The organism is Vibrio sp. 10N.286.48.C11 (assembly GCF_041469805.1).
Classification (GTDB): Bacteria; Pseudomonadota; Gammaproteobacteria; order Enterobacterales; family Vibrionaceae; genus Vibrio; species Vibrio crassostreae_C.
The window spans coordinates 23,824-46,971 of sequence record NZ_JBFRLK010000072.1 but is presented as its reverse complement, the minus strand read 5'-3'; the positions used below and the strand labels follow the sequence as shown (position 1 = coordinate 46,971).

Genomic DNA, 23,148 nt, shown 5'->3' with positions numbered 1-23,148 from the left:
ATTTTCTTGGTGGATGTTGTAAATTTGTGAATCTGAATTGTCTATATTCTATGCTGTGTACTGGATCTCATTTGTTATTTGACTCCCTTGCTAAGGTTAATAATGAATGCGTAATACCAATCACTTTACTCAACTTAAGAGGTTTCTATGCTAGGTGAAAATCATTCTCTTGTTCACGAATTTCCTGAAATGAAAGATAAAATTGCTGAGCTTGTTAAAACTGACGATGGCTTTGCAGCAGACATGAAGACGTACGACAACCTTGATAAAGAGATTCGTAAGCTTGAGCTGAAAGATTCACCCATTGATGACGGCTCGATGCACCAACTGAAACATGATCGTTCTGTACTGAAAGATGCACTGCATGCACGTTTAACTGGCTAGTGAGCTAGTAATTTTGCTGATTAGCTAAATGGCGAATTGCAGACTTAGACAAAAAAACTCCTTCGGGAGTTTTTTTCGTTTTGGCACAATAACATCTTCACAATTCAACTGAGTTAATACGTTGTATTGTTATGTGAATGACGCATAATGAGGGTTACTGGTACACGATTTTTAAGATTTTATTGGTAATCTCATGAATATTGAACACCTCAAATTGTTTGTTCGTTTAGCTTCCACACATAACATCAGCATGGCTGGGCAAGAGCTTGGTTTGTCTCCTGCTGTTGCAAGCTCGCACATCAGTAAACTGGAAGACAATTTAGGCGTTCGCTTGGTCCACCGAACCACTCGTAAGGTCTCTTTAACCGAAGAGGGGGAAGCATTCTTACCTCATGCTGAAGAAGTGTTATCGAGCGTGGATGCTGCCAAATCGGCGGTCGGTGTGGGTTGTGATTCTCCAACCGGAACGTTGCGAGTTACCGCATCTGCGTCTTTTGGACGTTTGCATCTTGTTCCTGCCTTACCTGGATTCTTAGAGCGCTACTCTGGGTTAAAAGTCGATCTCAGGCTATCAGATTCGATGGTGGATGTTGTTGAGGGTGGCTTTGATATCGCGATTCGTATCTCGGAGCTGAAAGACTCGACACTGATTGCCCGAAAACTTGCGACAGACAAGCGTATTGTGTGTGCATCGCCTGATTACTTAATCAAATATGGTAAGCCAGCCAAACCTCGAGATCTTAACGATCATCAATGTATTAGCTTAATTGGTTTAGAAAACTGGACCTTCAATGCTGAAAGCGGGCCTAAGACGATTAAGGCATCTGGGTCGTTCAGGGCAGATAACGGGGAAGCACTGCGTGACGCAGCCTCAGGTGGTATGGGGATCACGGTGACATCGAATTGGTGTGCCTATGAACAACTGAAAAGCGGTCAGCTGGTTCAAATATTAGAAGATTACCCATTAACATCAGAGCCTGCAATTTGGGCTGTGTACCCAAGCACAAGGTTACTTGCACCAAAGGTGAGAGCCTTCATTGACTACTTCTCTGAATATTATGGTAATCCGCCGTATTGGGAGAAAACATAGAGACAAACGTTATTAAAGCGCTGACATGGTGAGCGTTTTTAAATGTGTTGTTTCGTTGAGATAAAGAATAGCAACCTTTTGTGAAGTTGATAATCAACCGGATTAATAAAACACTATTTAGTTTTTGTTGAAAATAGAGGTGTGAATAAAGTCTCAGGCTGAGCGGAATAGTAGACAATAAAAAAGCTTTGCGTGGGGAGCGCTAAGCTTTGTCATTATTTATATTCAGGAGCGGATGGTTTTGCTAGAAGAACTAACCGACTTGAGAAAAGTTCACCACAGTGCTTTCAAGATTCTCTTTTAAGTAGCTAGAAACTGCATGCTGCTCTGTTTCACTTAAGTACAGGCCAAGCTTGGTTCTGCGCCACAAGATGTCTTCGTCAGTCATCGCCATCTCTTCATTGATCAAATAATCGATCTCAGCTTGATAAACGCCGTGTGCTTCGCTTGAGAATTGGGTACCAAGATCAGCTTCGCTCGTTGCACCTTCCAGCAGCTTCCAAGTGTAAGTACCAAATTGAGTCACATAACGTAGTAACAGTGCTTCTGATATCCAAGGGTACTTGGTGTGGATCATCTTAGCGAGCTGTTCTCTGCTGCAGCTGAAGTTACCACCCGGTAGTGTGTCGTTAGCTGTCCAAGGTGCGCCCATGTGTTTCAGGTAAGGTTCTAGCTTGTTCAGTGCCGCTTCGCCGAGTTTACGATAAGTGGTCAACTTGCCACCGAAGATCGAAAGCAGTGGTGCTTGATCTAGCTCTGCGTCCAATTCCAATGTGTAGTCACGAGTGATCGCTTGTGGTGAATCAGATTCGTCGTCACAAAGCGGCCTTACGCCACTGTATGTCCAAACCACGTCTTCACGGCCAAGCTGTTTAACAAAGTGCTGGTTAACGATATCAATCAAGTAATCTACTTCGACATCATCAATTGCGACGTTACGTGGGTCGCCTTTGTATTCAAGGTCGGTAGTGCCGATGAGCGAGAACTTATCTAGGTAAGGGATCATGAACACAATACGATTGTCTTTGTTTTGCAGAATGTACGCTTGTGGTTCGTCGTGAATGCGTGGCACAACAATGTGCGAGCCTTTGATCAGACGAATATTACGAGGCGAAGCCTGCTCTAAACCATCATCAAAGAACTGTTTCACCCAAGGGCCAGCTGCGTTGACCAATGCTTTCGCTTTGCGCTCGAAACGTTGGTTTGTCATCACATCAAGAATCGTTACGTGCCAAATGTCGCCTTCGCGGTGCGCTTTTTCAACTCGGCAGTAGTTGCGTATTTCTGCGTTGTTTTCTTTCGCCGCTAATACGTTCAGCAATACCATACGCGCATCATCGACCCAGCAGTCTGAGTATTCGAAACCTGTTTTCATTTCTGGCTTCAGTAAACCTGATTGAGCCAAGTTCACCGTTTTACTTCCAGGAAGCGTCGTACGTTTACCTAAGTTATCGTAAAGGAATAGGCCACAGCGGATCATCCAAGCCGGGCGTAAAAATGGTCGGTGCGGTAAACGGAAACGCATTGGTTGTGCAACATGAGGTGCTTTTCTCAGCAACACTTCACGCTCTGCAAGTGCTTCTGAAACTAAACGAAACTCATAATGTTCAAGGTAACGTAAGCCACCGTGGATTAGCTTTGAACTTGCAGAAGACGTCGCAGAGGCGAAATCATTTGCTTCGTATAAACCAACGTTTAGACCACGACCAGCAGCGTCTGCCGCGATACCCGCACCATTGATGCCGCCGCCAATAACGATTAAGTCTAGAGTTGAAGATGTACTATTGTTTGAATTAGTTTGTTGAGCACTCATGGTTTTGACCTCTTTCTGAGCGAACGAGCATTTTAGAACATAATTGAATCGTATATTAACTTTCGTTTGCGGTCATTTATTATTTTCGTTTATGCGCGTTTTATGTGATTTGCGCATAAAAAAACCTTCGATTATGACAGCGAAGGTTCCAAATAACTCTCATTCGAGCATAGAAGTGATATTAATCATGTTCAAGTGCGACTTTCCAAGTAACAAAAAAGCCCATTATCGATAAAGTGATCTATCAATAATGGGCTCTTTTAATGAACATGATTTCTGAGCGTTTTGTTATTCGTCCGACGCTAGTGGTTGAGACGCGGTCTCGATCACTTCCAATGGGATCGATGAATCCTTGAGGATGTTCAGGATCTCTTCTGGTGGCTGTTTATTGGTGAACACCATGTGTGCTTGAGAGATGTTACCCAGCTTAACCATTGCGTTGCGACCAAACTTACTGTGGTCGATTGCCAGGAAGATGCTGCGGCTGTTTTCGATGATAGCTTGCTTCACTCGAACTTCATGGTAGTCAAAATCAAGCAGTGAGCCGTCAAAGTCGATGCCGCTGATCCCTAGAATGCCGAAATCGAGGCGGAACTGCTTCACGAAATCGAGTGTTGCTTCACCCACGATACCGCCATCACGGTTTCTCACTTCGCCACCTGCCAAGATAACCTTTATCTCTGGGTTTGGTAGCAGGATACTGGCAACGTTGATGTTGTTAGTCACGACTCTGAGTTGTTTGTGGTTTTTGTTCAGCGCGCGTGCCACGGATTCTGGTGTGGTGCCGATATCAACGAACAAGGTTGCACCATCTGGAATGTGCTTAACCAGCTCGTCGGCGATCACGTCTTTTTCGTTGAAGTTAAGCGCTTTACGCGTGTTATAAGAGGTATTTTCCGAGCTTAAAGGAATGGTTGCACCACCGTGATAGCGACGGATTTTGTTGCTATCGGCCAGTTCATTAAGGTCTCGTCTGATGGTTTGTGGGCTGACATCGAACTTTTCAACGAGCTCATCGGTACTCACATATCCTTGTGTTTTTACCAGGTCTACAATCTGCTGGTGTCTTGGTATCTGCTTCACTTAACTTACCACTCCCTGCGCGCAAAGGGCTCTAGCGCGTCAAAATCGAAAATATAAACTCACGCTATTGTGCTCGAATTGATGAAAAGAGAGAAGTAATGATGGTAAGGAATCATGTCTAAACCGCAAAAACGCTGCTCAAAACATGGAATTTGAGCCTGAAACGCAAAAAAGAGCACAAAATAGTGCTCTTTTTAGTTTCGTTTGCTGAGGTTCGAGCAATCTAATCGATGAGGCTGCTCGAGTTCCTAGGTCAACGATTAATGATTAACGATGAGCTGAATACTCAGTATTACTCTTCGTCGTCATCGTACAGTTCAGACCAAACCTGTGCACACTTGATTGCACGCTTCCAGCCTTTGTAACGGCGGTTACGTTTCTCTTCGTCGTGGTGCGGCATGAAGGTGCGGTTAAGAACGGCTTTGTCTTGAAGCTCGTCAATGCTGTCCCAGAAACCAACCGCTAGGCCAGCAAGGTAAGCGGCACCAAGAGCCGTTACTTCCGTTACTTCAGGGCGGTGAACCTCAGTATCAAGCACGTCTGATTGGAATTGCATTAGGAAGTTGTTCGCTACTGCGCCGCCATCAACACGTAGGTTTGCTAGCTTGATGCCAGAGTCCGCTTGCATCGCGTCTAGTACGTCACGCGTTTGGTAAGCAATACCTTCCAAGGTTGCACGGATGATGTGGTTAGAGTTAACACCACGAGTCAGGCCAACAATCGTACCGCGAGCGTAAGCATCCCAGTATGGTGCGCCTAAACCAGTAAACGCAGGGACTACGTAAACGCCGTTTGAAGAATCTACTTTGGTTGCGAAGTACTCAGAGTCTTCTGCGCCAGCCAGTAGTTTCATTTCATCACGTAGCCATTGGATTGATGCGCCGCCCATGAATACTGCACCTTCCAGTGCGTATGCAGGTTCGCCTTTAGGGCCACATGCCAGTGTGGTTAGAAGGCCGTTTTTCGATGTGACTTTCTCTTGGCCTGTGTTCATTAGAAGGAAACAACCAGTACCATAAGTGTTCTTAGCTTGGCCTGCTTCTACACACATTTGACCGTAAAGTGCAGCTTGTTGGTCACCCGCAATACCCGCGATTGGAATACGAGTACCGCCTTTACCACCAAGGTTCGTTTGACCGTAAACTTCAGAAGAACGCTTCACTTCTGGCATCATTGATGACGGGATCCCCATTTCATCAAGTAGCTTTTGATCCCAGCATAGGTCGTTGATGTTGAACAACATAGTACGTGACGCGTTAGTGTAATCCGTAACGTGAACACGTCCTTGAGTCATCTTCCAAACCAACCAAGTATCAACCGTACCGAACAGTAGTTTGCCAGCTTCAGCGTCTTCGCGAGCGCCTTCAACGTTGTCTAGAATCCATTTTACTTTGGTACCTGAGAAATACGGGTCAAGGACTAAGCCAGTATTGTCACGTACGTAGTCTTCTAGGCCACGCGCTTTAAGGTCTTCACAGATGTCGGCAGTTCGGCGACACTGCCATACGATTGCGTTGTAAACCGGTTTGCCAGTTTCTTTGTTCCATACAATAGTAGTTTCACGTTGGTTGGTGATACCAATGCCGGCTAGCTCATCGCTGCGAATGCCTGCTTTAGCCAAAGCTTCAACCAATGTAGAGCTTTGAGTCGCCCAAATTTCCATTGGATCATGCTCAACCCAGCCAGCTTTAGGATAAATCTGGGTAAACTCTCGCTGAGAAGAACTGACGATATTTGCATCATGGTCGAGAATTACGGCGCGTGAACTTGTTGTTCCTTGGTCTAGGGCAACAATGTATTTTTGCTCGGTCATGGTAAGAATCCTTTTTGTTTTGTTATTTATATTTTAGTAAATGTAGGGTCGCTTAGGAATTAAGCTTGAGCTTGTTCAGCTTCTTCTGCTGTTTCACATTGGGTTGGAATTGTTCAGCCTTGGCCTTCTACTAGTAGGTAAACACCGATAACACGTGGGTACAACCAACCGCCAAAACACGCACCAGCAATTGGAGCAAGAATTGGAACGATGAAGTAAGGAATATCACGAGCACTGCTCGATGCGAAATCCCAACCTGCAAAGTAGGCGAAAAGTTTTGGTCCAAAGTCACGAGCCGGGTTCATTGCGAAGCCAGTCAGTGGACCTAAAGACTCACCAATTACCGCGATAAGAATACCGTTCAGCAGTGGATTCATTGCGTCGCAAGATGCGCCATTGTTCTCATCACAGAGCGCCAAAATGACAAAAATCAACACAGCTGAAATCATGACTTCCACAGCAAAAGCGTCGAAGAAAGAGAGTGAGCATGTGGGTCGGTCGAGAAGATACCTGCGATTGATAGTGCCTCTTGGCTGCTACGAACGAAGTTATGCGCGATTTCTAAGTCAGTGAATAGGTTGCTGTATAGGCTGTAAAATAAAGCTGCAGAGTAGAATGCGCCAAGTAGCTGAGAAATAATGTAAGGCACGACTTTTGCCTTATCAAAGCCATGGAACAGTGCCAGTGCGATGGTCACTGCCGAGTTAATGTGTGCACCAGAAACACCTGCAGTACAGTAAATTGCAATCGCAACACCGAAGCCCCAGATGATGCTGATTTCCCATTGTCCGAATGTCGCACCAGTTAATACCAGAGCGGCCACACAGCCAACGCCAAAGAATATGAGTAATCCTGTACCGATAAATTCAGTCAAGCATTGCCCAAATAAAGAAGGGTGTTTGTTTGTTGTCATGTTCGAGTCCTTTTTAGTTTTGCTTATCTAGCACGTGTATTGTGCATATATTTGCGAACTCGAAAATAAACGAACATTAAAAGTGAGCGTTTGAGCATAAAATTGTTAATTAAAGTCACTTGAAATGTTAATCCGAACACTTTTGCTCGAAAAAGATGCTCGCATGAACGTCATTGCTCGAATTGATAGGTTGCGAAGCCGCTCAAACTACCTATATGTAAATGAATGCGCAACTGGTACGAGGAGTTTATGTTTGGATTTGTGATGCTACTTCGTGAGTGGCGGATTATTAGACTTAATTAGGGAGGGCTGTGTGATGTTTTTGCTATGTAACAAGGGCGTTAACAAATGAGCTTATATGCATAAATGAATAAACTGCCAACTATGTTGTAGTTTGGCAGTTTTCATTTGGGTGTATGTTCTTGTTATACGAGACGAACTTACCGCTCTAAACCAGAGCTGCAACTTTTCCTTTCGCTACCAATTGATCTCGAATTGAGTCATACGCCCAGTTGAACGCTATCGCGTAAAGTACGAAGAAAATAACTAGGCCGATGTCCATGATCAGTACGGTTAGGAAGTCGAGTTGTAGAACCCACATCAAGACAGGTAGAGTCACTGTCATTAAGCCCAGCTCAAAACCTAATCCGTGCAGGACACGTGTTTTCGTGGTTCTTTTGCTTCGGTCTGTTCCGTAAATTTTGTCGTAGCCATAGTTGTAAACGTAGTTCCAAGCCATCGCTATCAATGATATTGCGAGCGCTAAGCCTGCCATTTCACCTGCGCCGTGTCCTGTAATATAGGTTGCAAGCCCTGCCATCAAAACCAAAGCAACCAATTCAAATAGCACCATGTGCAACATGCGTTCTTTATGTGACATTTTTCTAACTCTCTTTACGATTAAATAGCCGCCGATGGGCTAATGACTTGGCTAGATAGTATCTACTTAAGTGATAATATAAAGATAGTTAGCATCACATATTGTGATAGTAAGTTTTGGGAGAAACCGAATGTACAACATTGAACAGCTGAAAATGTTTGTGTATGCCGTTGAATTAGGGTCATTTTCTGCCAGTGCTCGTCATTTGGGTAAGGTTCAGTCGGCGGTGAGCCAAGGCATCAGTAATCTTGAAATCGATTTTAATGTTGAGCTTTTTGATCGTTCGACTCGAAAGCCTTCACTAACCAAAGCGGGCGAGCAGTTATTTAAACAGGTGAAAGCAATCGTGCTTCAGGTTGAAGATCTGAATGTGACGGTTAGTGCGATGGGTAGCGGTGAAGAGGGGCTCATCAAAATTGCATTAGATGATTCATTACTGGTTCCGAACTTATCTAAGATCCTTAGTCAGTTCAGTTATCAATTCCCGGCGACTGAAGTTGAACTGGTTGCGTGTACCACAACAGAGGTCAATCCGTTAATTATCGAAGAGAGAGCCGACATTGGATTGATGTTTACCAACTTGGCTTTTGATGTCGGTTCTGAGCCATGCTTTATCGGTCACTTACCGTTTATTGCTGTGTGTCATCCAAGTCATGCGCTCGCAAAAACAGGTGTGGCGAAACTCACTGACTTACTCCCGCATCGTCAGTTAATGTTGAGGGGAGACAAAGGCAAGGTGATGGATCAGTTTCCGCTGATTGCCGGAAAGGTATGGTGGTCAAACAGCTTTATTGTGATCAAAGAGATGGTACTTGGCAGCGATATTGGGTGGGCATACTTACCCAAGCACCTTGTCGAAGAGGAGCTGAATAAGCAGCGTTTAGTGGAGATTAATGTCTCATTCGATCACAAAACATGGTCGCCTCCGGTTGATCTTGTTCTGTCTAAAACACGCTCAAAAGGTCCTGCATTACTTTGGCTTGAACAAGCATTGAAAGGCCTATTAGACGAAACTGAATAAAGAAAAGGCTCACCGTTTAACGTGTGAGCCTTTCTGTTCAAAGTGATGCTGCTTTTTGTTAGTTCTAGTTCTAGGTGTAGATGTAGATGCTATACGCTAGGTTTAACCGTCTGACCGTTGTAGTACTTGTCTTTCATCTTAAGCGCCACGTTCACAAGGTAAATCAGCACAGGGACTTCAATCAGTGGACCGATAACGCCTGCAAACGCTTGGTCTGAGTTGATACCGAATACTGAGATAGCCACGGCAATCGCTAGCTCGAAGTTGTTACCTGTTGCTGTAAATGCAATTGATGCGTTCTTGTCGTACTCGATGCCCATCTTTTTACCGATGAAGAAACTGATGAAGAACATCGCAGTGAAGTAGATAGTCAGTGGAACCGCAATTAATAGAACGTCCATTGGCAGTTCAACAATCATTTCACCTTTCAGGCTGAACATCAGAACGATGGTTGCCAGTAGTGCAATCAGTGTGATTGGAGAGATGCGTGGAATAAATACGTCGTTGTACCACTGCTCGCCTTTCATCGACACAAGGATCTTACGGCTTAGGAAGCCCGCTAGGAATGGGATACCTAGGTAGATAAGTACACTGTGTGCAATGTCGATCATCGAGATATCAACCAACATGCCTTCGTAACCAAATACTGGTGGAAGAACGCTGATGAACAACCACGCCATAAAGCTGTAGCTCACCACTTGGAATGCACTGTTTAGAGCAACCAATGCCGCGCCGTACTCTTTGTTACCGCCGCCGATGTCGTTCCAAACCAGAACCATCGCCACACAACGAGCAAGACCAATCAGAATCACCCCAACCATGTAACCTGGGTGGTCTCCCAAGAAAGTTAGTGCCAATACAAACATCAGAATTGGACCAACGATCCAGTTCATGATCAAAGAGAGCTTAATGGCTTTCTTATCTTTTACCACAGTGCCTAGCAGGTTGTAGTTAACCTTAGCCAGAGGTGGGTACATCATTAAGATAAGGCCAACCGCAAGCGGAATGTTAGTGGTGCCAACAGACATTGAATCGTTCCACTGTTCGATCTGTGGGAATAGGGTGCCGAGTAGTACACCAAGGCCCATGGCAATAAAAATCCACAGTGTTAAGTAGCGATCTAGAAAACCTAACTTTGGTTTCATGATAATCTCTCTTAGTTGATATCGTAAATCGTCGAAAAACGATTGGTTGTGGCAAAAAAACACGCTTAAAAGTAAAGGCTATCAAAGCCGATCATTCAAGCGTGAACTTCTATTTTAAAATGCTGTTAAATATCGATTCGAAGCGTTGAATATTGTCGCGGTCGATGCGGTAACACATCTTCGGCGGAATCGACTCAGCCGTAATAAAACCTGAGGCTTTCAATATTCTTAAGTGCTCTGATACCGTTGATTGAGCTAAACCCAATTCACTCACCAGATCACTGTTCAAGCAGCCGCCCGATTTTTCTAACGTGGAAAGGATACTCAATATACGTATTCTTGCTGGGTGAGCGAGTGCTTTCGCCAGTGCGGCCATTTGCTTTTCTGCTTTAGCATCACCGTGTTCGATGGGCAGAGAACAGCCACCAGATGTCGAGCAAGTTGAGTTCATATTGACGTCTCACTTTCATTAATCGTTAAAAGACGATTAATGATAAGCCTATTTTAAATAGGGGTCAATGCTCACTGTCTATTTGAACGAACTTTAAGGTGGCGATTCAGGGACTATGGTTGAACTCTGCTTTGACTCAGCTACGCAAAATGGCGTGAACATCGATTAAACGCCATTTTGCTCGGTTATCCGCTAGTTAAGAACGGTATAGCCTCGGTTGATCATACAGTTACGATTCACTTGAAACTTCTGCTGCTCAGATAGCTCGGCGGATTGTCTTTTTTGAGCACCGTGCTTTAAAGCGCCGCTGATAATACCGATGCCAGCACCAATTTTTGCACCATCATGACCACTCCCGCCAGAGACGGCTCCACCAACCGCACCCAGCGCTGCACCCTTAGCGGTTGAACCGACAATATCGCTGCCAAGAGAATCGACCTCTTCAGGCTTCACTTGTTGAGCGTATTGCTCACATTCATACAGATCGGCGTGATACTGTGTTTCATCAACACCTTTAGTATCGACAATAATTTGATTAGCAAATACTGAACTTGATGCTACAAGCAATATCGCTGCGATTGGAGAGAATGGAAATTTCACAATATAGACCTCTAGAGTATTCATTGCATTGTTAAAGTGACGTGTAGTTCTCGATGAAATCAAGGCGACGATCGGTGTACTCACCAGAATCCAACATCTTAGATAACCCGCGAAGCGTGTTGTAAGGCTGAGAAACGGCCACCATGTTAATGAGCCAATACGGAATATCGCCACCTGGATCACTCAATACTCGATAAGAGATATGGGTGGTGTTTTCGTCGATTGGTGTCAGGATCCAACTCGCCTCTAATTCAGCCACTCTGATGATTTTTTTATTATTGTTTGGCAGGTAATCAGGCCTACCATGCTGATCAATGGTGACAACCATCGTCTCTGGATCTTGAGTGATGACGTTCTCTACGATAGCTTCTCGATCGGCAACTGGCCAAGGTGCCTTGGTATAGGTTTTGGTGATCGTGTGCGCCGCACTAAAATGCTCTATTTCTTCCATGTCATCGATGTTTTCTACCCATTGCGTGCCAACAGAGGTATCGATAAAGAGTGCGATAATAGAAGTGAGGGACGCGTTGATGTCGCCTTCTGCTCGAAATTCTTTAAAGTGACTGCCTTCAATTTTACGGTTATAAACCTCGATGCCTTTTTTATCGCGTGCCAGTGACCAGCCATCGGTGTCTGATGCAAACACCGAAACTGAACAAGCAAGAAGAAGCAAAGTAATAATCTTATTCATCATGTTAATGAGCGCCCTTTCCAGCTGATTTTATTGGTTTTAGATAAGCGGTAACTGTTCAGCACGAGTAGGCTTTGAACACAAATACCGAAGGGTACGGTTAACGCAAATTTTGCGGGAACAAACAGTTCCTTAACCAAAATGAAGTAGGTGACGATCGACACCAAGAGCATCACAGAGCTGACAATGAGCGAATAAGCATGAATGGCAGACATGTCACTGATGAAGGCGTTCGCCGATACAAGCATCAAAAGCGGTCCCGCCCATGCGATGATGTTGGCTTTGATGAAGACTTTTAAAGCTTGTGCTTGCGATTGACAATTCACAATAAGATTCATGTTTTTGGAAAAGCCAGCCCAGATTGAGTTGAAGTCTGAATACATGTGCGTACTCATTAGTTTGTCTGCAAATGCCCAGAAAATCTTAAATCCATTGACCTTCATGACTTTTGCAAAGGCGATGTCTTCCGATATCGCGTTTGCTACTGCGGCGTGTCCACCGACTGCGTCGTAGGATTTTCGGGTAAACAACATCGCCTGACCGTTAGCAATCGCTTCTTCCTTAGTCATGTCGTTCGAGTTTTTAAAGTTCATATAAGATGCGATCGATAGAAAGATGCCCGGCAAGGTCGCTTTTTCTGCCACAGACGCAAAAGTTTGTTTTGGATTAAACGATAAGAGATCAGTTTTTTGTTGGATAGCAAAGTCGATAACGCTCTGTAGCATCGCGGGTGCTGAATCGGTATCTGCATCAATGAAATACACATATTCACCGCTCGCGTTGAGTGCGCCAGCCATACATGCATTGCTCTTACCAAGCCATCCGGTCGGTAACGTTCTACCTGAAATACAGCGCGCGTTAACGTCGAACTTACTGATCAATGCTTCTACTTTTGCACGGGTTGAGTCAGTAGAAAAGTCATCAACAACAATGACTTCAAACTTGTCTTTTGGGTAGCTCTGCTTCAATAGAGAGCCAAGGCTGATTTCAATATTGTCTTCTTCATTTCGCGCAGGAATAATGACGGAAACAGTCGGCCACTCAGTTCTTTTGAACGATATTTTAGGTTCAATGTGAATACGATGGCGCTCTAAGTTCGCAAGTGTAATTAGAAACTTGACGGTAACGATGCAAAGCAAGGTCGTAATAATAGCTAAAATCATAATGACTGTGGTCGGAATAAAGTGATGGAGAGACAGGAAAGAATATAGTGGAGTGTGACCTAGCGCACATCTTGTATGTAGGACTTAACCCTTCAAACTGGAATGCGCTTCTGTTAGCGTTTGCCTTGGAAAGATGTGAAACAGTGACTGACAGGCGGTAAAATAAGCATTGTATTCACCAGCGACTCTAGCGATATAATCGAACCCAGAACCGTTACTCAAGATAACGAATGATCATAATCCAATAATAGGTACGCCCGACATGCCCCAACAAAATATCAAATTTATCGCGACTGATATGGATGGCACCTTACTCGATGAGCATGGAAAGCTCGACCCTGAGTTTTTCAATCTTTATGAGCGCTTAGAAGCGCAAGATATTATTTTTGCTGCCGCGTCTGGCCGCCAGTATTACAGCTTGCTAGAAACATTTTCCCCGCTTAAAGATCGCATGATGTTTATTGCTGAAAACGGCACATTAGTGATGCACAAAGGCCAAGAACTTTACAGCTGCTTGCTTGATACTGATGCCATTAAAGAGATCATTAAAGAAGCTCGAGCTATTGAAGGCGCGCATGTGGTGCTATGCGGTAAGAAATCGGCATACATCGAAACCAAAGATGAGCGTGCTCTGGCGGAGATCTCTAAGTACTACCATCGCCGTGAGCAAGTAGAAGACTTACTGGCGGTAGAAGACGATTTCATCAAGGTGGCTATCTGTCACTTCGACGGTTCACAAGAGAAAGTGAACCCAACTATTGATGCCAAATTCGGTGAGAACTACCAAGTGGTTGTAAGCGCAAAAATTTGGTTAGATGTGATGAACGCTGAAGCGTCAAAAGGTGCGGCGATTAAACATCTACAAAACACACTCGGCTTCACTTATGAGCAGACCATGAGTTTTGGTGATTACCTAAATGACTTGGAAATGCTTAAAGAGAGCTACCACTCTTACGCAATGGAAAACGCACACCCAAAGCTGAAAGAGATCGCTCGTTTTGGCGCGCCAAGTAACGTCGATGCAGGTGTGTTCCAAGTGCTAGAGAAACTGCTAGCGTAACGCGGTTAAGCTCAATCCGATTTTTATCAAAGCCAACTCGGTAATAGGAGTTGGCTTTTTTGTTGGCTACTGGGATATCGAGTTAAATTTGAACGAGTGTTCAGCTTGTTGTAATCTAATCAGAAAGATGGGTATTCACTTTGAATTGAATACGCCTTAGCAACGATATTTGGAATGACGATGAGCAAGAAACTTCAACTTGATATTATTTCTGACGTGATGTGCCCATGGTGCGTGCTCGGTTACAAAAACTTAGAGCAAGCTGTTGCGGAACTTGGTTTAGAAGACCAGATTGAACTTGAATGGCAGCCGTTTGAGTTGAATCCAGATATGCCGCAAGAGGGCGAAAACCTGCGTGACCATATCATGAGAAAATACGGTTCTAGCGCAGAAGAGAGCCAGCGTTCACGTGAACAGCTTGCGGCTCGTGGCAAAGCGGTCGGTTTCGATTTTAACTTCTATGACAACATGAGAATGGTCAATTCACGACACCTGCATGTGCTTCTCGATTTTGCACTAGCGCACGGTAAACAGACTGAGTTAAAGCTACGCTTTTTTACTGCTCACTTCACAGAGCAGAAAGACCTGTCTGACCTTGAAGTCATGGCACAAGAGCTTGAATCGGTTGGGCTAAACTCAACGAAGGCACTGAAGCGCCTAAAGAACACCGACAACTTGAAGCAAATTGAAGCGCAAGAGTTTGAATGGCAACGCATGGGGATCTCTGCGGTTCCTACTGTGGTGTTCAATCGTAAGAGTGCAGTAACGGGCGCGCAGACGGTAGAAACCTACAAGCAGATTCTTCAAGAGCTTATTGCCGAATCATAAACGGATCATTGGTATCAATTAGAGTCTGAATTACATGGAATCATTGTCACTCGCTCAAGCGCAAAAAATGGTACTGCTTTCACAAAAATTGCCACCTAAGAAGCTACCCCCAAAGAAGCAACGTAATGGGGGCGCTTTGGCGAACACGTTGTCTGCGATTGAAAACCTTGGCTATGTGCAAATTGATACCATCTCTGTGATTCAGCGAGCTCACCACCACACGCTTTGGAATCGCAATCAAGATTACCAACTGAACCATCTTGATAAGCTGTTAGAGCGTCGAGAAGTATTTGAGTATTGGTCGCATGCCGCCGCGTATTTACCCATGCGTGACTTCCGATTCAGCCTACACCGCAAGAATGGCTTTGCGAGCGGTAAGCTCAAGCATTGGTATAAAAAGAATGACGCACTGATGGCTCATGTTCTCAAACGTATTGAGAATGAAGGGCCGTTGATGGCGAAAGATTTTGAAGGGGATAGGCCAAACCCCGGCGGTTGGGGCGGTAAACCGGCCAAGCAAGCATTAGAAACATTGTTCATGCAAGGCGACTTAATGGTGCCAAGCCGAGTTAGCTTTCATAAGGTGTATGACCTAACCGAGCGAGTTTTACCGAGCGGAATTGATACCTCTGAGCCGACAGAACAAGAGTACATCGAGCATCTGATAACACGTTATTTAGAGGCTAACGGAGTTGGAATAGCGTCGGAAATGAGCTACCTACTCAAGAACACAAAGCCTTTGATTCAGAGAGCACTCCAACAGATGCTTGAAGATAAGCAGGTTCTGAAAGTAGATATTCAAGGCTCTGATTACTATGTCCTGCCAGGTGCTTTTGAACTGCTGAATCAACCTCTTTCCAGAACCAAGCTTAAGATACTGTCTCCGTTTGATAACCTGCTGATTCAACGAAAGCGAATGCAATCATTGTTCAACTTTGATTACCTCCTAGAATGCTATGTTCCAGAGGCCAAGCGTCAGTTTGGTTATTTTAGCTTACCGATTCTGTGGCAAGGTGAGCTGGTGGCACGAATGGATTGCAAGGTCGACAGGAAGAGTGGTTTGCTCAATATCCGTAACTTGGTTGTGGAAGAGCGAATTAAAAACCATGAGTTGTTGGTTCATGCTTTATGCGATGAACTAAAACACTTCATGGTGTTCAACCAATGTGATGAGATGATCGTCCATAACACCACGCCCTCTGATCTTGGCAAGCGCTTGATGAGCCAATGGCAAACAGTCTAGCGGTCTTTGTTGTTTAGAAAGCGCTTAGTTACTCAGCAAACGCAGCTAACAAGAACTCGACAAAGGTTCTGTTCTTCAACGACAGTTGCTTGGTTTTGTAGAGCAAGTGAATCGGCTTTGGTAACGGCGCCATGCCGGGTAGGATTTCCAACAGCGCTCCACGTTCAATCTCTTCTGCGACTAAGATAGTCGGTTGCAACAACACGCCCACACCCTGCAGGGCGGCATACCGCAACACATCACCATTATTCGACATCAAGCGCACACGTTCTTTATTCGGTGTGGCGTGAGGAGCTTGGCTGCTGTAACTGAATCCAAGCGATGGGTGCTGCGCCAAGTCTTCCAATACTCTGATTTCAGCATGTTGGTTTAGGTAAGCGGGCGCCGCGCAGTAACACATCTCATAATCCCCTAAATACCTTGCGACCAAGCTTGAATCGGATAGGTCACCAATTCGCACAATCAGGTCAATGTCAGATGAATAAGGATCAACAAGGTCATTATTCAACATCAGCTCAACGTTAATGGTTGGGTGATGCGCGAGAAACTTAGCTACGATAGGGGCGAGTACCTTGTTTCCATAGGTGACAGGGCAGTTTATTTTTACCGTGCCTTGTGGTTGATTTTCCAAGGTTTGAATCAGGTTCTCTGCATTGCTGATGTCTTCGAGAATTCGCTTACACTCACGATAGTAAAGTTGTCCTGAATCGGTTAACGATTGCTTACGCGTGGTGCGGTGGATCAGCTGAGACTTCAAACTGGCTTCTAAGGAATGGACATGTTTGCTTATCATGGTCGCCGACAGGTTGAAGTGGTTTGCGGCGCTGCGAAAGCTACCTTGTTCCACCACATAGACGAAGACTTTCATGCTGGTTAACTTATCCATTGAACACTCTTGGTTGATAAACAATAAACAAAAGGTGAGTTTATCAATTATTAGGGGTTAATTATATTAATGGCAAACCGATAATTAACTAAAATAAGAGTGTGCAATGCCTCAAACGAATGAAACTATCTTTGTTACTGCCGAACTTAAGATCAAAACCAACATAGAACGAGCAGCTGCGCTCGAAGCTATCGAACAGTTTTGTTTAGACATGCAAAGCGAACCGGGCTGCCTACAAGCAATTGCAACCTATGATCAAAGCCAAAGCGATCGTGTGATCTTGCTTGAGCAATACGTAAACCGCGAGGCGATCAATCAGCACTTTGTGATGCCTCATACCCAAGCGTTTATTGAGCGTGATATTACCGAGTTGGTTCAAGCATTCGAAACGCAACGTGGGCCTATCAAAGCACAAGAGCAGGAGATCTAAGACATGAAATGGGGAATCCTAGGAACCAGCTTTATCTCAGGCGTAATGGCGGATGCGATTAAAGGCGATGCTCAAAGTGAGCTGTATGCTGTTGCTGGACGCACAGAGAAAACACTCAATGAGTTTGCTGCCCAATACCAGCCAACACGAACCTTCAACAACTATGAAGCCTTGATTGAAGATGAGTCGGTCGACATTATCTACATTGCTCTACCAAACCACGTTCATCATGAGTATGTGATTAAAGCGGCTCAAAAAGGCAAAGCGATCTTGTGTGAGAAGTCTTTGTCGGTAGATATGGAAAAAACCGAGCAAGCTTTACTAGCCGTGAAAGAAGCGGGCGTATTCTTTGCTGAAGGTTTGATGTATTTAAACCATCCACTTATCACCAAGCTTCATCAAGAACTGGCAACTGGTGAGATTGGCGAAGTGCGTTCAATTCAAGGTTCCTACGTTGCGGCGATTGATCAGTTCGTGAATCCTGCGAGCAAAGGCGCGCTATACAACCTTGGCTGTTACCCAATGTCGCTGATTCACTCTGTTGCGCAGCAGCAATTTGGTGAGAGCGTGTTCGATGACGTGCAGATCTCAGCAATCGGTCGACGAGGCGAAGATGGCAATATCTGTGAATCGTCGGCGATGATGCATTTCAACGACCGTTTTACCGCACAAATCCACACTGCTGAAGACCACGGTTTAAAGCATGGTTTTACGATCCTAGGCAGCAAAGGCTGTATCACGCTAGATACTAATCCATGGCTACCGACGGCAGAAAACACGTTTACGGTAGAGATCTATGAAACGTCGACACGTGAAGTGAAAGTCGAAGCGCAAGGTGATGGTTTCCATTATCAAGTGCGCAATATCCGCCAAGCGGTTGAGCAAGGTGATACACAACTTGCTGCGCCAATGGCAACCCACCAAGACTCTCGCGTAATCATGAAGTTATTAACTGATTGGGAACAAGCGGCGAGCTAATGTTTTAGTAAATTCTATACTCGTCTCATGTTTGATCGCCTCGTAAGCTATCAAACATGAGGCGTTTCCTCTATATCTTCCAGTCGACTCTCCCCAATAAATACTTTGCATTTGAAACCGCCACAGTGTCCAATATCAGGTAGTACGAAACTGACCGAAAAACCTTATTTTTTAAGGTGTTAAATAGGACCTTTGCCGCATGCGTAAATCAGATAAGAAAATCGAGAATCAAATCAGAGACGTGTTAACTGACGTTTGTGAAGACACGCTGAAAGGCTTCGATGGTTTTTTGTGGGTGACTCACTCGGTCAACTTTTCCTCTTTTCCGCAAAGTTTGAAAATTGTCTGTGTATTCGATACCAATCAGGATAGAACGAACTTCTTAAGTGGCGAAGGTCAACAGAGTGTCTCAGGGGCTATTCAACAAGCGTTCAATCAAGTTGGAATTCAACTGAAGAATATCGATAAGCATGTTAGCTACGATACGCAAGAAAATTGCGATCGCGACCATCAAGGGAAGTGGAACAAGAGGCTTTAAGGAGCGTTGTCATCGTTCTTGTTTAGACAGCCTATCCAAATTGAGTTTCAATAGTGTGGCGCTCAAACTGAGATTCGATACAGCAAATCCAAGTCCTATTCTGAGTTCTAGGCTCTGATAACTTCTCATCTTCCAAACCGTATTATTCTCATTTTGAGAAAATCTGAGCTGATTTCTCGTTAGCCGGAGATACTTGGTTTCCAAATAAAATTAAAATCACAAAAACTTATATTTTCCTTAATGCATTGATTTTGAATCGGCATTTGCTCGTTTTACTTGCCACCGATGAAACAAGACAGACGAGCACTTGAACAATAGAGCCATGTAGTCGATACTTTTTTCGTATTTTGATTCCTAAATTGACACGTAAGTTGGCTGACTTTTCGTCTTGTGATTTAAGGCATGACAGTATCGATTAGGAAATTTGAATCATGAAAACCTACATTTCTGGGCTGCTGGCACTCATACCGTCATGTTTAATCGCTGGTTACGCTTTTGCTGTTGGTACAGCGGTTGTGCTGCCAGGGCAACATGAAGTTGGTGTTGATCTTTTGGGCTCCCCACTATCTACGAATGCCGTCATTGATTGGGAAATTTCCAACAGTGATATTGTGTTCGGAGCTTATGCCGACAAAGCCGACAATGAGCGGGCCACGACAATTGGTTATATGTACAACCAAGTCATGGCGATGAACTCGGGTTGGTTGGAGAACGATCTCCGTAACCAAGCTGAGTTAGAAGGCCTCAATTTCGAAGACTATTTCCTGCACTTTTCTGAAGATACTGTCATTGCCGAAGTTGATAAAACTCATGGCGAAAAGACCCTTTTAAACCGAAAACCTATGATCTTGGGTTATACAGCCAGTGAAGACCATGCTGGTTTTTGGTTGTATCAAGAGCCTCCGTGGGATGCCGATGTGTTTGAGAATTTCGAACAGGGTGGGGCTTTGTATGTCTATCATGCTGAACAGTTCGAACGGCTGACCTTTAAGTTCTCACAGTTTGCTGGCAGCGGTGAATTTTGGATTGAATACCCAACTGCTATTGATTCTCAGGGTAGGGTTTTACAATGGGAAAGGCTTGATGTAAAGAAAGACAAAACGCTCAATATGACCAAAAACCAATCGGTGATCTGGAACCTTCCGGATAACTGGTTAAGAGCTACAACTCATGATGGGAGCGGTGCGAGTTATGGCGGCGGCCAGTATTTTGGTTCAACCTTTTTGAGAGATGGTGGGCGCTTATACGTTGTGAGAGTTCGTTGGCAAAGTGAGAATGCCGACGACAGGCCGCGTTTAAAAGAAGTAAAACTCAAAAACAGTTTTCCAACCGTCAAGTTAACCGATGCTCCGACTTCAACCCCGGACGGCAATGCTATCAGCCAATGGCGAAAAATCCGTGGTTTTGATGTGTCTGCAGATCTAGATGGTGATAACTACTTGTCGCCAAGCGAGTATCGAAATCGAACCAATAAGAACGCGACAGCACGTTTTCGTTGGGAATCAAGAGTTGTGCCATTTGGTCGAATGTGGAGCGCTAACTCATCTTGGTCGCTAACGAACGTCGCAAACGCGGATTATCTATCTGCTATTCATCGCTACTACAAGCAAAGCTGGGCAAGACAAGGTTTGAATGGTGCGTACAACGACGACACAAATAAACTCATTGGCTCGAACCAGTTCTATGTTCACTCTGGCGGGCATGTTCAAGAGTTAGGAGCTGTTGCGGGTTCGAATCAAGCGGATGATCTCTACAAGCAACAATTTTCAGCGTTTCTCAAAAATCTTTCTGCTTTAGAAAGTGATGCGTCGATTGGGTTGAATATCGGAACCGCGAACTTACTGGGTCGAAATGGACAGTCTCATCTTAGCGAGGCGGGCTCTCTGTATTTACGCGAGCACTACATTTTTCCGTCTACTGGGTTTAGTGGTTACTCGGGGATCTCAAAATTCTGGGATAATTCTGCGCTCGCCTACAATGGGCAAAGTGTTATTTTTCAGGCGACAACGCGTTATGGGCGAGTTCAGTATCTTGGAAATAGTGAAGATAATTGGAAGCAAGACCAATACTCGACCCTAGCGATCTACCACCTCAATCGACACGCTCAACATAGCTACTTTAATCAGTGGAACAATGGTTACGTCTATGGAAGTGGCAATACGACGGCTGACACTTTCTGGCAAAGTGGTGTCCCTAAAAACATCGCCTACCAACCCAGTTCGTTATTGGCCGTTGACTTGGGAGAGCCGAGTCATCAAATCCCACATGGCTTTGCGCCGATTCCTTTGATGCTTTCGACAACGACACCTCAGCCTGCTGACTACACCATCGTTGGCGATTCCTCGATGAACGAAATGGTGCATGCTGATCTGCCCAATGGTATCACTCACGTTCTACCGACGTTCACGTACTTTATGTATCAATCTGAAAATCAGGTGGTTGCTGGTGGCCCTGAGGACATGGTGTTAGCGAGAGAGTTCAGCAATGGTCGTGTGTTGTATCGCACGGATTTCCACGGTAAGAATCCGAGCTTTTATGACGCGGCAAAACTCACCATCGCGCTGGATGTTCCAATGAAACCTGTTGATGCTAACGGTAACGTTGGTGACTATGTGAGTGAAATAGAAATTGGCGGTTATGAAGGGCTGTTCTTACTTTATTAGAACTAATGCGAGTGAGCACTCTCGAACCAGAGCAGACTAGAGCTTAGGTTCGGGATATGAGCTTATTCTTTTTACACTGCTTAAATTCTTTGGCGATCCACGATTGCTCGTTTAAACCATTGTCGATTAGAGCAAAAAGGTAGCCATCGACTTTGCCTGAAGCCGCAGGATATTCTTGAAAAGCGTGCTTAGGGTAGCCGGGGTAATCCATCTCGTATTGAGCGTCTAACTGCTTACCGAGTTGACGCCATTTTACGAATAACTCAGAAGAAGATGTCTCAACCTTATATTGGCCCAAAATGCGTTGGTGATGGGTTAACGCCACTTTAGCGCAGTGGTTGGTCTGTACGACTTTTTGTATCAATTCAACTTGTTCTTCACTCATGGTTTTCGCCAGTACATTCTCTTGTTCGATGCGCGCCATTCGTTCACCAAACGTTTCAGCATGGGTGGAAAACACAAAAGTAAGCGGTAAAGCCAATACCAAAAGACGCTTGTAGAACATAACCTAACTCTTTGAATGGATTCATGACTATTATGCCGTTGAGTAACAATATTATTAACGAATAAACACGCTTAATTGTAAGAATTATTTTTATCGAGTGGATAAATAGATGATTTTGGAGTTGTGGTATTCAGGCTCTGAATGTTTGGTTGGTGAGCCTGAAATTTGATGAGGGATCCGTTACGAATTAATGACCTTGATGCCTTTGTCTTGAAGCTCATCAATCACACTACTCGAAAGATCAATGTCGGTGATCACGCCATCAAGCGCACTTAAATCTAAGGCGTGGAAAGTAGCGATACGTCCGTATTTGGTTGAGTCTGAAATCAGATAGTTTGAATGAGCTGCTTGAACAATGGCTTGTTTGACTAATACCTTATTTTCACAAGGTGTCGAGAGCCCTTTTAGATTCCAAGATGAAGAAGAGATAAACGCAATATCAATATTCATCCCTGCCAAGAACTCAGCTACTTTTCCCCCAATACTCGATTGATTTTCACGGTCAATCTTGCCACCAGTATGGTAAATCTCAGATTGTGTGCTGTTCATTAGGTATGCGGCAATCGCGAAGTCATTGGTGATGATAAGCAGATCATCTCGCCCTGCAAGTTGGTGAGCGATCTCCAAAGAGGTTGTTCCAGCGTCTAAGTAGATAGTCGAATACTCAGGAACCAATTGAGCAGCTAGTTGACCTATTTGAGCTTTTTCGCTTGCTTGCTGTTCTACCTTGATGTCGTGTGACAATTCGCTGTGAAGTGCTTTAGTCAGCTGAACGCCACCCGAAACTGAAATCACTTTCCCTGATGTCTCTAGCTTTACGATATCTCGACGAATGGTCATATGAGACACCTCTAAGTGCTCAACAAGCTCAGAAATACTGATCACTTCTTGGTGTGATAATAGTGACAAAATAGTTCTCTGACGTTCCGCTGGAATCATGATTCTTCTTCTATGTTCTTATTTTTCATCA

Annotated in this window: 22 protein-coding genes and 1 pseudogene; 10 read left to right on the top strand and 13 right to left on the bottom strand. The window is 44.5% G+C overall.

The features are described from left to right. The first annotated feature begins 147 nt into the window (after positions 1–147). Both AB4209_RS17180 and AB4209_RS17175 read left to right on the top strand, forming a co-directional pair. The gene (locus AB4209_RS17180) at positions 148–384 is read left to right on the top strand and encodes a YdcH family protein (RefSeq protein WP_017067743.1); all 237 of its coding nucleotides are present in this window, start codon (positions 148–150) and stop codon (positions 382–384) included. A 193-nt stretch (positions 385–577) separates the two neighbouring features. Beyond that, complete coding sequence (locus AB4209_RS17175) at positions 578–1,474, top strand: LysR family transcriptional regulator (RefSeq protein ID WP_372056612.1); 897 nt, start codon at positions 578–580, stop codon at positions 1,472–1,474. A 253-nt stretch (positions 1,475–1,727) separates the two neighbouring features. On the opposite strand, the gene glpD is transcribed toward AB4209_RS17175, so the two are convergent. From glpD to AB4209_RS17150, 5 genes and pseudogenes are all read right to left on the bottom strand, one after another. Next, positions 1,728–3,287, bottom strand: coding sequence for a glycerol-3-phosphate dehydrogenase (glpD, locus tag AB4209_RS17170; RefSeq protein WP_372056610.1), 1,560 nt, complete (start codon positions 3,285–3,287; stop codon positions 1,728–1,730). Positions 3,288–3,575: 288 nt separating this feature from the next. Further along, positions 3,576–4,370, bottom strand: a complete 795-nt coding sequence (locus tag AB4209_RS17165) for a DeoR/GlpR family transcriptional regulator (RefSeq protein WP_372056608.1) — start codon at positions 4,368–4,370, stop codon at positions 3,576–3,578. Positions 4,371–4,662: 292 nt separating this feature from the next. After that, the gene (gene glpK / locus AB4209_RS17160) at positions 4,663–6,183 is read right to left on the bottom strand and encodes a glycerol kinase GlpK (protein WP_372056606.1); all 1,521 of its coding nucleotides are present in this window, start codon (positions 6,181–6,183) and stop codon (positions 4,663–4,665) included. A 113-nt stretch (positions 6,184–6,296) separates the two neighbouring features. After that, positions 6,297–7,096: pseudogene (locus tag AB4209_RS17155) on the bottom strand (MIP/aquaporin family protein). 448 nt (positions 7,097–7,544) lie between these two features. Next, positions 7,545–7,976, bottom strand: a complete 432-nt coding sequence (locus tag AB4209_RS17150) for a PACE efflux transporter (RefSeq protein WP_372056604.1) — start codon at positions 7,974–7,976, stop codon at positions 7,545–7,547. A 130-nt stretch (positions 7,977–8,106) separates the two neighbouring features. Between AB4209_RS17150 and AB4209_RS17145 the strand changes: the two genes are divergently transcribed. Next, on the top strand, positions 8,107–8,997 hold the full coding sequence (locus tag AB4209_RS17145) for a LysR family transcriptional regulator (protein WP_102320693.1): 891 nt from the start codon (positions 8,107–8,109) through the stop codon (positions 8,995–8,997). Between the two features lie 89 nt (positions 8,998–9,086). Here the strand turns inward: AB4209_RS17145 and arsB are convergent, their stop codons facing one another. From arsB to AB4209_RS17120, 5 genes are all read right to left on the bottom strand, one after another. Next, on the bottom strand, positions 9,087–10,142 hold the full coding sequence (gene arsB / locus AB4209_RS17140; RefSeq protein WP_102320692.1) for an ACR3 family arsenite efflux transporter: 1,056 nt from the start codon (positions 10,140–10,142) through the stop codon (positions 9,087–9,089). 109 nt (positions 10,143–10,251) lie between these two features. Next, positions 10,252–10,593, bottom strand: coding sequence for a helix-turn-helix transcriptional regulator (locus AB4209_RS17135; protein WP_017064015.1), 342 nt, complete (start codon positions 10,591–10,593; stop codon positions 10,252–10,254). A 192-nt stretch (positions 10,594–10,785) separates the two neighbouring features. After that, positions 10,786–11,193 carry a glycine zipper family protein gene (locus AB4209_RS17130; protein ID WP_029235181.1) on the bottom strand — a complete coding sequence of 136 codons (408 nt, stop codon included), beginning with the start codon at positions 11,191–11,193 and terminating at the stop codon, positions 10,786–10,788. Between the two features lie 31 nt (positions 11,194–11,224). Then, entirely contained in the window at positions 11,225–11,887 is a 663-nt protein-coding gene (locus AB4209_RS17125; protein WP_065583761.1) for an START domain-containing protein, read from the bottom strand. Further along, entirely contained in the window at positions 11,884–13,047 is a 1,164-nt protein-coding gene (locus AB4209_RS17120; protein WP_017064013.1) for a glycosyltransferase family 2 protein, read from the bottom strand. The genes AB4209_RS17125 and AB4209_RS17120 overlap by 4 nt, the downstream gene beginning before the upstream one ends. Before the next feature lie 262 nt (positions 13,048–13,309). Between AB4209_RS17120 and AB4209_RS17115 the strand changes: the two genes are divergently transcribed. The 3 genes from AB4209_RS17115 to AB4209_RS17105 all read left to right on the top strand — a co-directional run bounded on the left by AB4209_RS17115 (position 13,310) and on the right by AB4209_RS17105 (position 16,178). Then, entirely contained in the window at positions 13,310–14,107 is a 798-nt protein-coding gene (locus tag AB4209_RS17115) for a Cof-type HAD-IIB family hydrolase (protein ID WP_017069716.1), read from the top strand. A 180-nt stretch (positions 14,108–14,287) separates the two neighbouring features. Then, positions 14,288–14,935 (top strand): DsbA family oxidoreductase, encoded by a 648-nt coding sequence (locus AB4209_RS17110; protein ID WP_372056601.1) that lies wholly within the window; start codon positions 14,288–14,290, stop codon positions 14,933–14,935. 34 nt (positions 14,936–14,969) lie between these two features. Further along, positions 14,970–16,178 carry a winged helix-turn-helix domain-containing protein gene (locus AB4209_RS17105; RefSeq protein ID WP_372056599.1) on the top strand — a complete coding sequence of 403 codons (1,209 nt, stop codon included), beginning with the start codon at positions 14,970–14,972 and terminating at the stop codon, positions 16,176–16,178. A gap of 28 nt (positions 16,179–16,206) precedes the next feature. On the opposite strand, the gene AB4209_RS17100 is transcribed toward AB4209_RS17105, so the two are convergent. After that, positions 16,207–17,064 (bottom strand): LysR substrate-binding domain-containing protein, encoded by an 858-nt coding sequence (locus tag AB4209_RS17100; protein WP_372056597.1) that lies wholly within the window; start codon positions 17,062–17,064, stop codon positions 16,207–16,209. A 106-nt stretch (positions 17,065–17,170) separates the two neighbouring features. On the opposite strand from AB4209_RS17100, the gene AB4209_RS17095 reads away from it, so the two are divergent. The 4 genes from AB4209_RS17095 (at position 17,171) to AB4209_RS17080 (ending at position 21,673) form a co-directional block, all read left to right on the top strand. Next, positions 17,171–17,494 carry a putative quinol monooxygenase gene (locus tag AB4209_RS17095; RefSeq protein ID WP_229648088.1) on the top strand — a complete coding sequence of 108 codons (324 nt, stop codon included), beginning with the start codon at positions 17,171–17,173 and terminating at the stop codon, positions 17,492–17,494. Positions 17,495–17,497: 3 nt separating this feature from the next. Next, complete coding sequence (locus AB4209_RS17090) at positions 17,498–18,472, top strand: Gfo/Idh/MocA family protein (RefSeq protein ID WP_229648087.1); 975 nt, start codon at positions 17,498–17,500, stop codon at positions 18,470–18,472. A 199-nt stretch (positions 18,473–18,671) separates the two neighbouring features. Next, a complete protein-coding gene (locus tag AB4209_RS17085; protein WP_017060926.1) occupies positions 18,672–19,010 on the top strand; it encodes a hypothetical protein in 339 nt (112 codons plus the stop codon). Between the two features lie 431 nt (positions 19,011–19,441). Then, positions 19,442–21,673, top strand: a complete 2,232-nt coding sequence (locus AB4209_RS17080) for a hypothetical protein (protein ID WP_372056595.1) — start codon at positions 19,442–19,444, stop codon at positions 21,671–21,673. A gap of 43 nt (positions 21,674–21,716) precedes the next feature. Here the strand turns inward: AB4209_RS17080 and AB4209_RS17075 are convergent, their stop codons facing one another. Both AB4209_RS17075 and AB4209_RS17070 read right to left on the bottom strand, forming a co-directional pair. Next, positions 21,717–22,178 carry a hypothetical protein gene (locus tag AB4209_RS17075; RefSeq protein ID WP_017069722.1) on the bottom strand — a complete coding sequence of 154 codons (462 nt, stop codon included), beginning with the start codon at positions 22,176–22,178 and terminating at the stop codon, positions 21,717–21,719. Between the two features lie 180 nt (positions 22,179–22,358). Beyond that, positions 22,359–23,117, bottom strand: coding sequence for a DeoR/GlpR family DNA-binding transcription regulator (locus AB4209_RS17070; RefSeq protein ID WP_017072299.1), 759 nt, complete (start codon positions 23,115–23,117; stop codon positions 22,359–22,361). Positions 23,118–23,148 lie beyond the last annotated feature (31 nt).

Bases quoted from the DNA above. Each gene is read 5' to 3' on its own strand.
- AB4209_RS17180 (WP_017067743.1), top strand. From the start codon at position 148: ATGCTAGGTGAAAATCATTCTCTTGTTCACGAATTTCCTGAAATGAAA.
- AB4209_RS17175 (WP_372056612.1), top strand. From the start codon at position 578: ATGAATATTGAACACCTCAAATTGTTTGTTCGTTTAGCTTCCACACAT.
- glpD (WP_372056610.1), bottom strand. From the start codon at position 3,287: ATGAGTGCTCAACAAACTAATTCAAACAATAGTACATCTTCAACTCTA.
- glpK (WP_372056606.1), bottom strand. From the start codon at position 6,183: ATGACCGAGCAAAAATACATTGTTGCCCTAGACCAAGGAACAACAAGT.
- AB4209_RS17150 (WP_372056604.1), bottom strand. From the start codon at position 7,976: ATGTCACATAAAGAACGCATGTTGCACATGGTGCTATTTGAATTGGTT.
- AB4209_RS17145 (WP_102320693.1), top strand. From the start codon at position 8,107: ATGTACAACATTGAACAGCTGAAAATGTTTGTGTATGCCGTTGAATTA.
- arsB (WP_102320692.1), bottom strand. From the start codon at position 10,142: ATGAAACCAAAGTTAGGTTTTCTAGATCGCTACTTAACACTGTGGATT.
- AB4209_RS17135 (WP_017064015.1), bottom strand. From the start codon at position 10,593: ATGAACTCAACTTGCTCGACATCTGGTGGCTGTTCTCTGCCCATCGAA.
- AB4209_RS17125 (WP_065583761.1), bottom strand. From the start codon at position 11,887: ATGATGAATAAGATTATTACTTTGCTTCTTCTTGCTTGTTCAGTTTCG.
- AB4209_RS17120 (WP_017064013.1), bottom strand. From the start codon at position 13,047: ATGATTTTAGCTATTATTACGACCTTGCTTTGCATCGTTACCGTCAAG.
- AB4209_RS17115 (WP_017069716.1), top strand. From the start codon at position 13,310: ATGCCCCAACAAAATATCAAATTTATCGCGACTGATATGGATGGCACC.
- AB4209_RS17110 (WP_372056601.1), top strand. From the start codon at position 14,288: ATGAGCAAGAAACTTCAACTTGATATTATTTCTGACGTGATGTGCCCA.
- AB4209_RS17105 (WP_372056599.1), top strand. From the start codon at position 14,970: ATGGAATCATTGTCACTCGCTCAAGCGCAAAAAATGGTACTGCTTTCA.
- AB4209_RS17100 (WP_372056597.1), bottom strand. From the start codon at position 17,064: ATGGATAAGTTAACCAGCATGAAAGTCTTCGTCTATGTGGTGGAACAA.
- AB4209_RS17095 (WP_229648088.1), top strand. From the start codon at position 17,171: ATGCCTCAAACGAATGAAACTATCTTTGTTACTGCCGAACTTAAGATC.
- AB4209_RS17090 (WP_229648087.1), top strand. From the start codon at position 17,498: ATGAAATGGGGAATCCTAGGAACCAGCTTTATCTCAGGCGTAATGGCG.
- AB4209_RS17085 (WP_017060926.1), top strand. From the start codon at position 18,672: ATGCGTAAATCAGATAAGAAAATCGAGAATCAAATCAGAGACGTGTTA.
- AB4209_RS17080 (WP_372056595.1), top strand. From the start codon at position 19,442: ATGAAAACCTACATTTCTGGGCTGCTGGCACTCATACCGTCATGTTTA.
- AB4209_RS17075 (WP_017069722.1), bottom strand. From the start codon at position 22,178: ATGTTCTACAAGCGTCTTTTGGTATTGGCTTTACCGCTTACTTTTGTG.
- AB4209_RS17070 (WP_017072299.1), bottom strand. From the start codon at position 23,117: ATGATTCCAGCGGAACGTCAGAGAACTATTTTGTCACTATTATCACAC.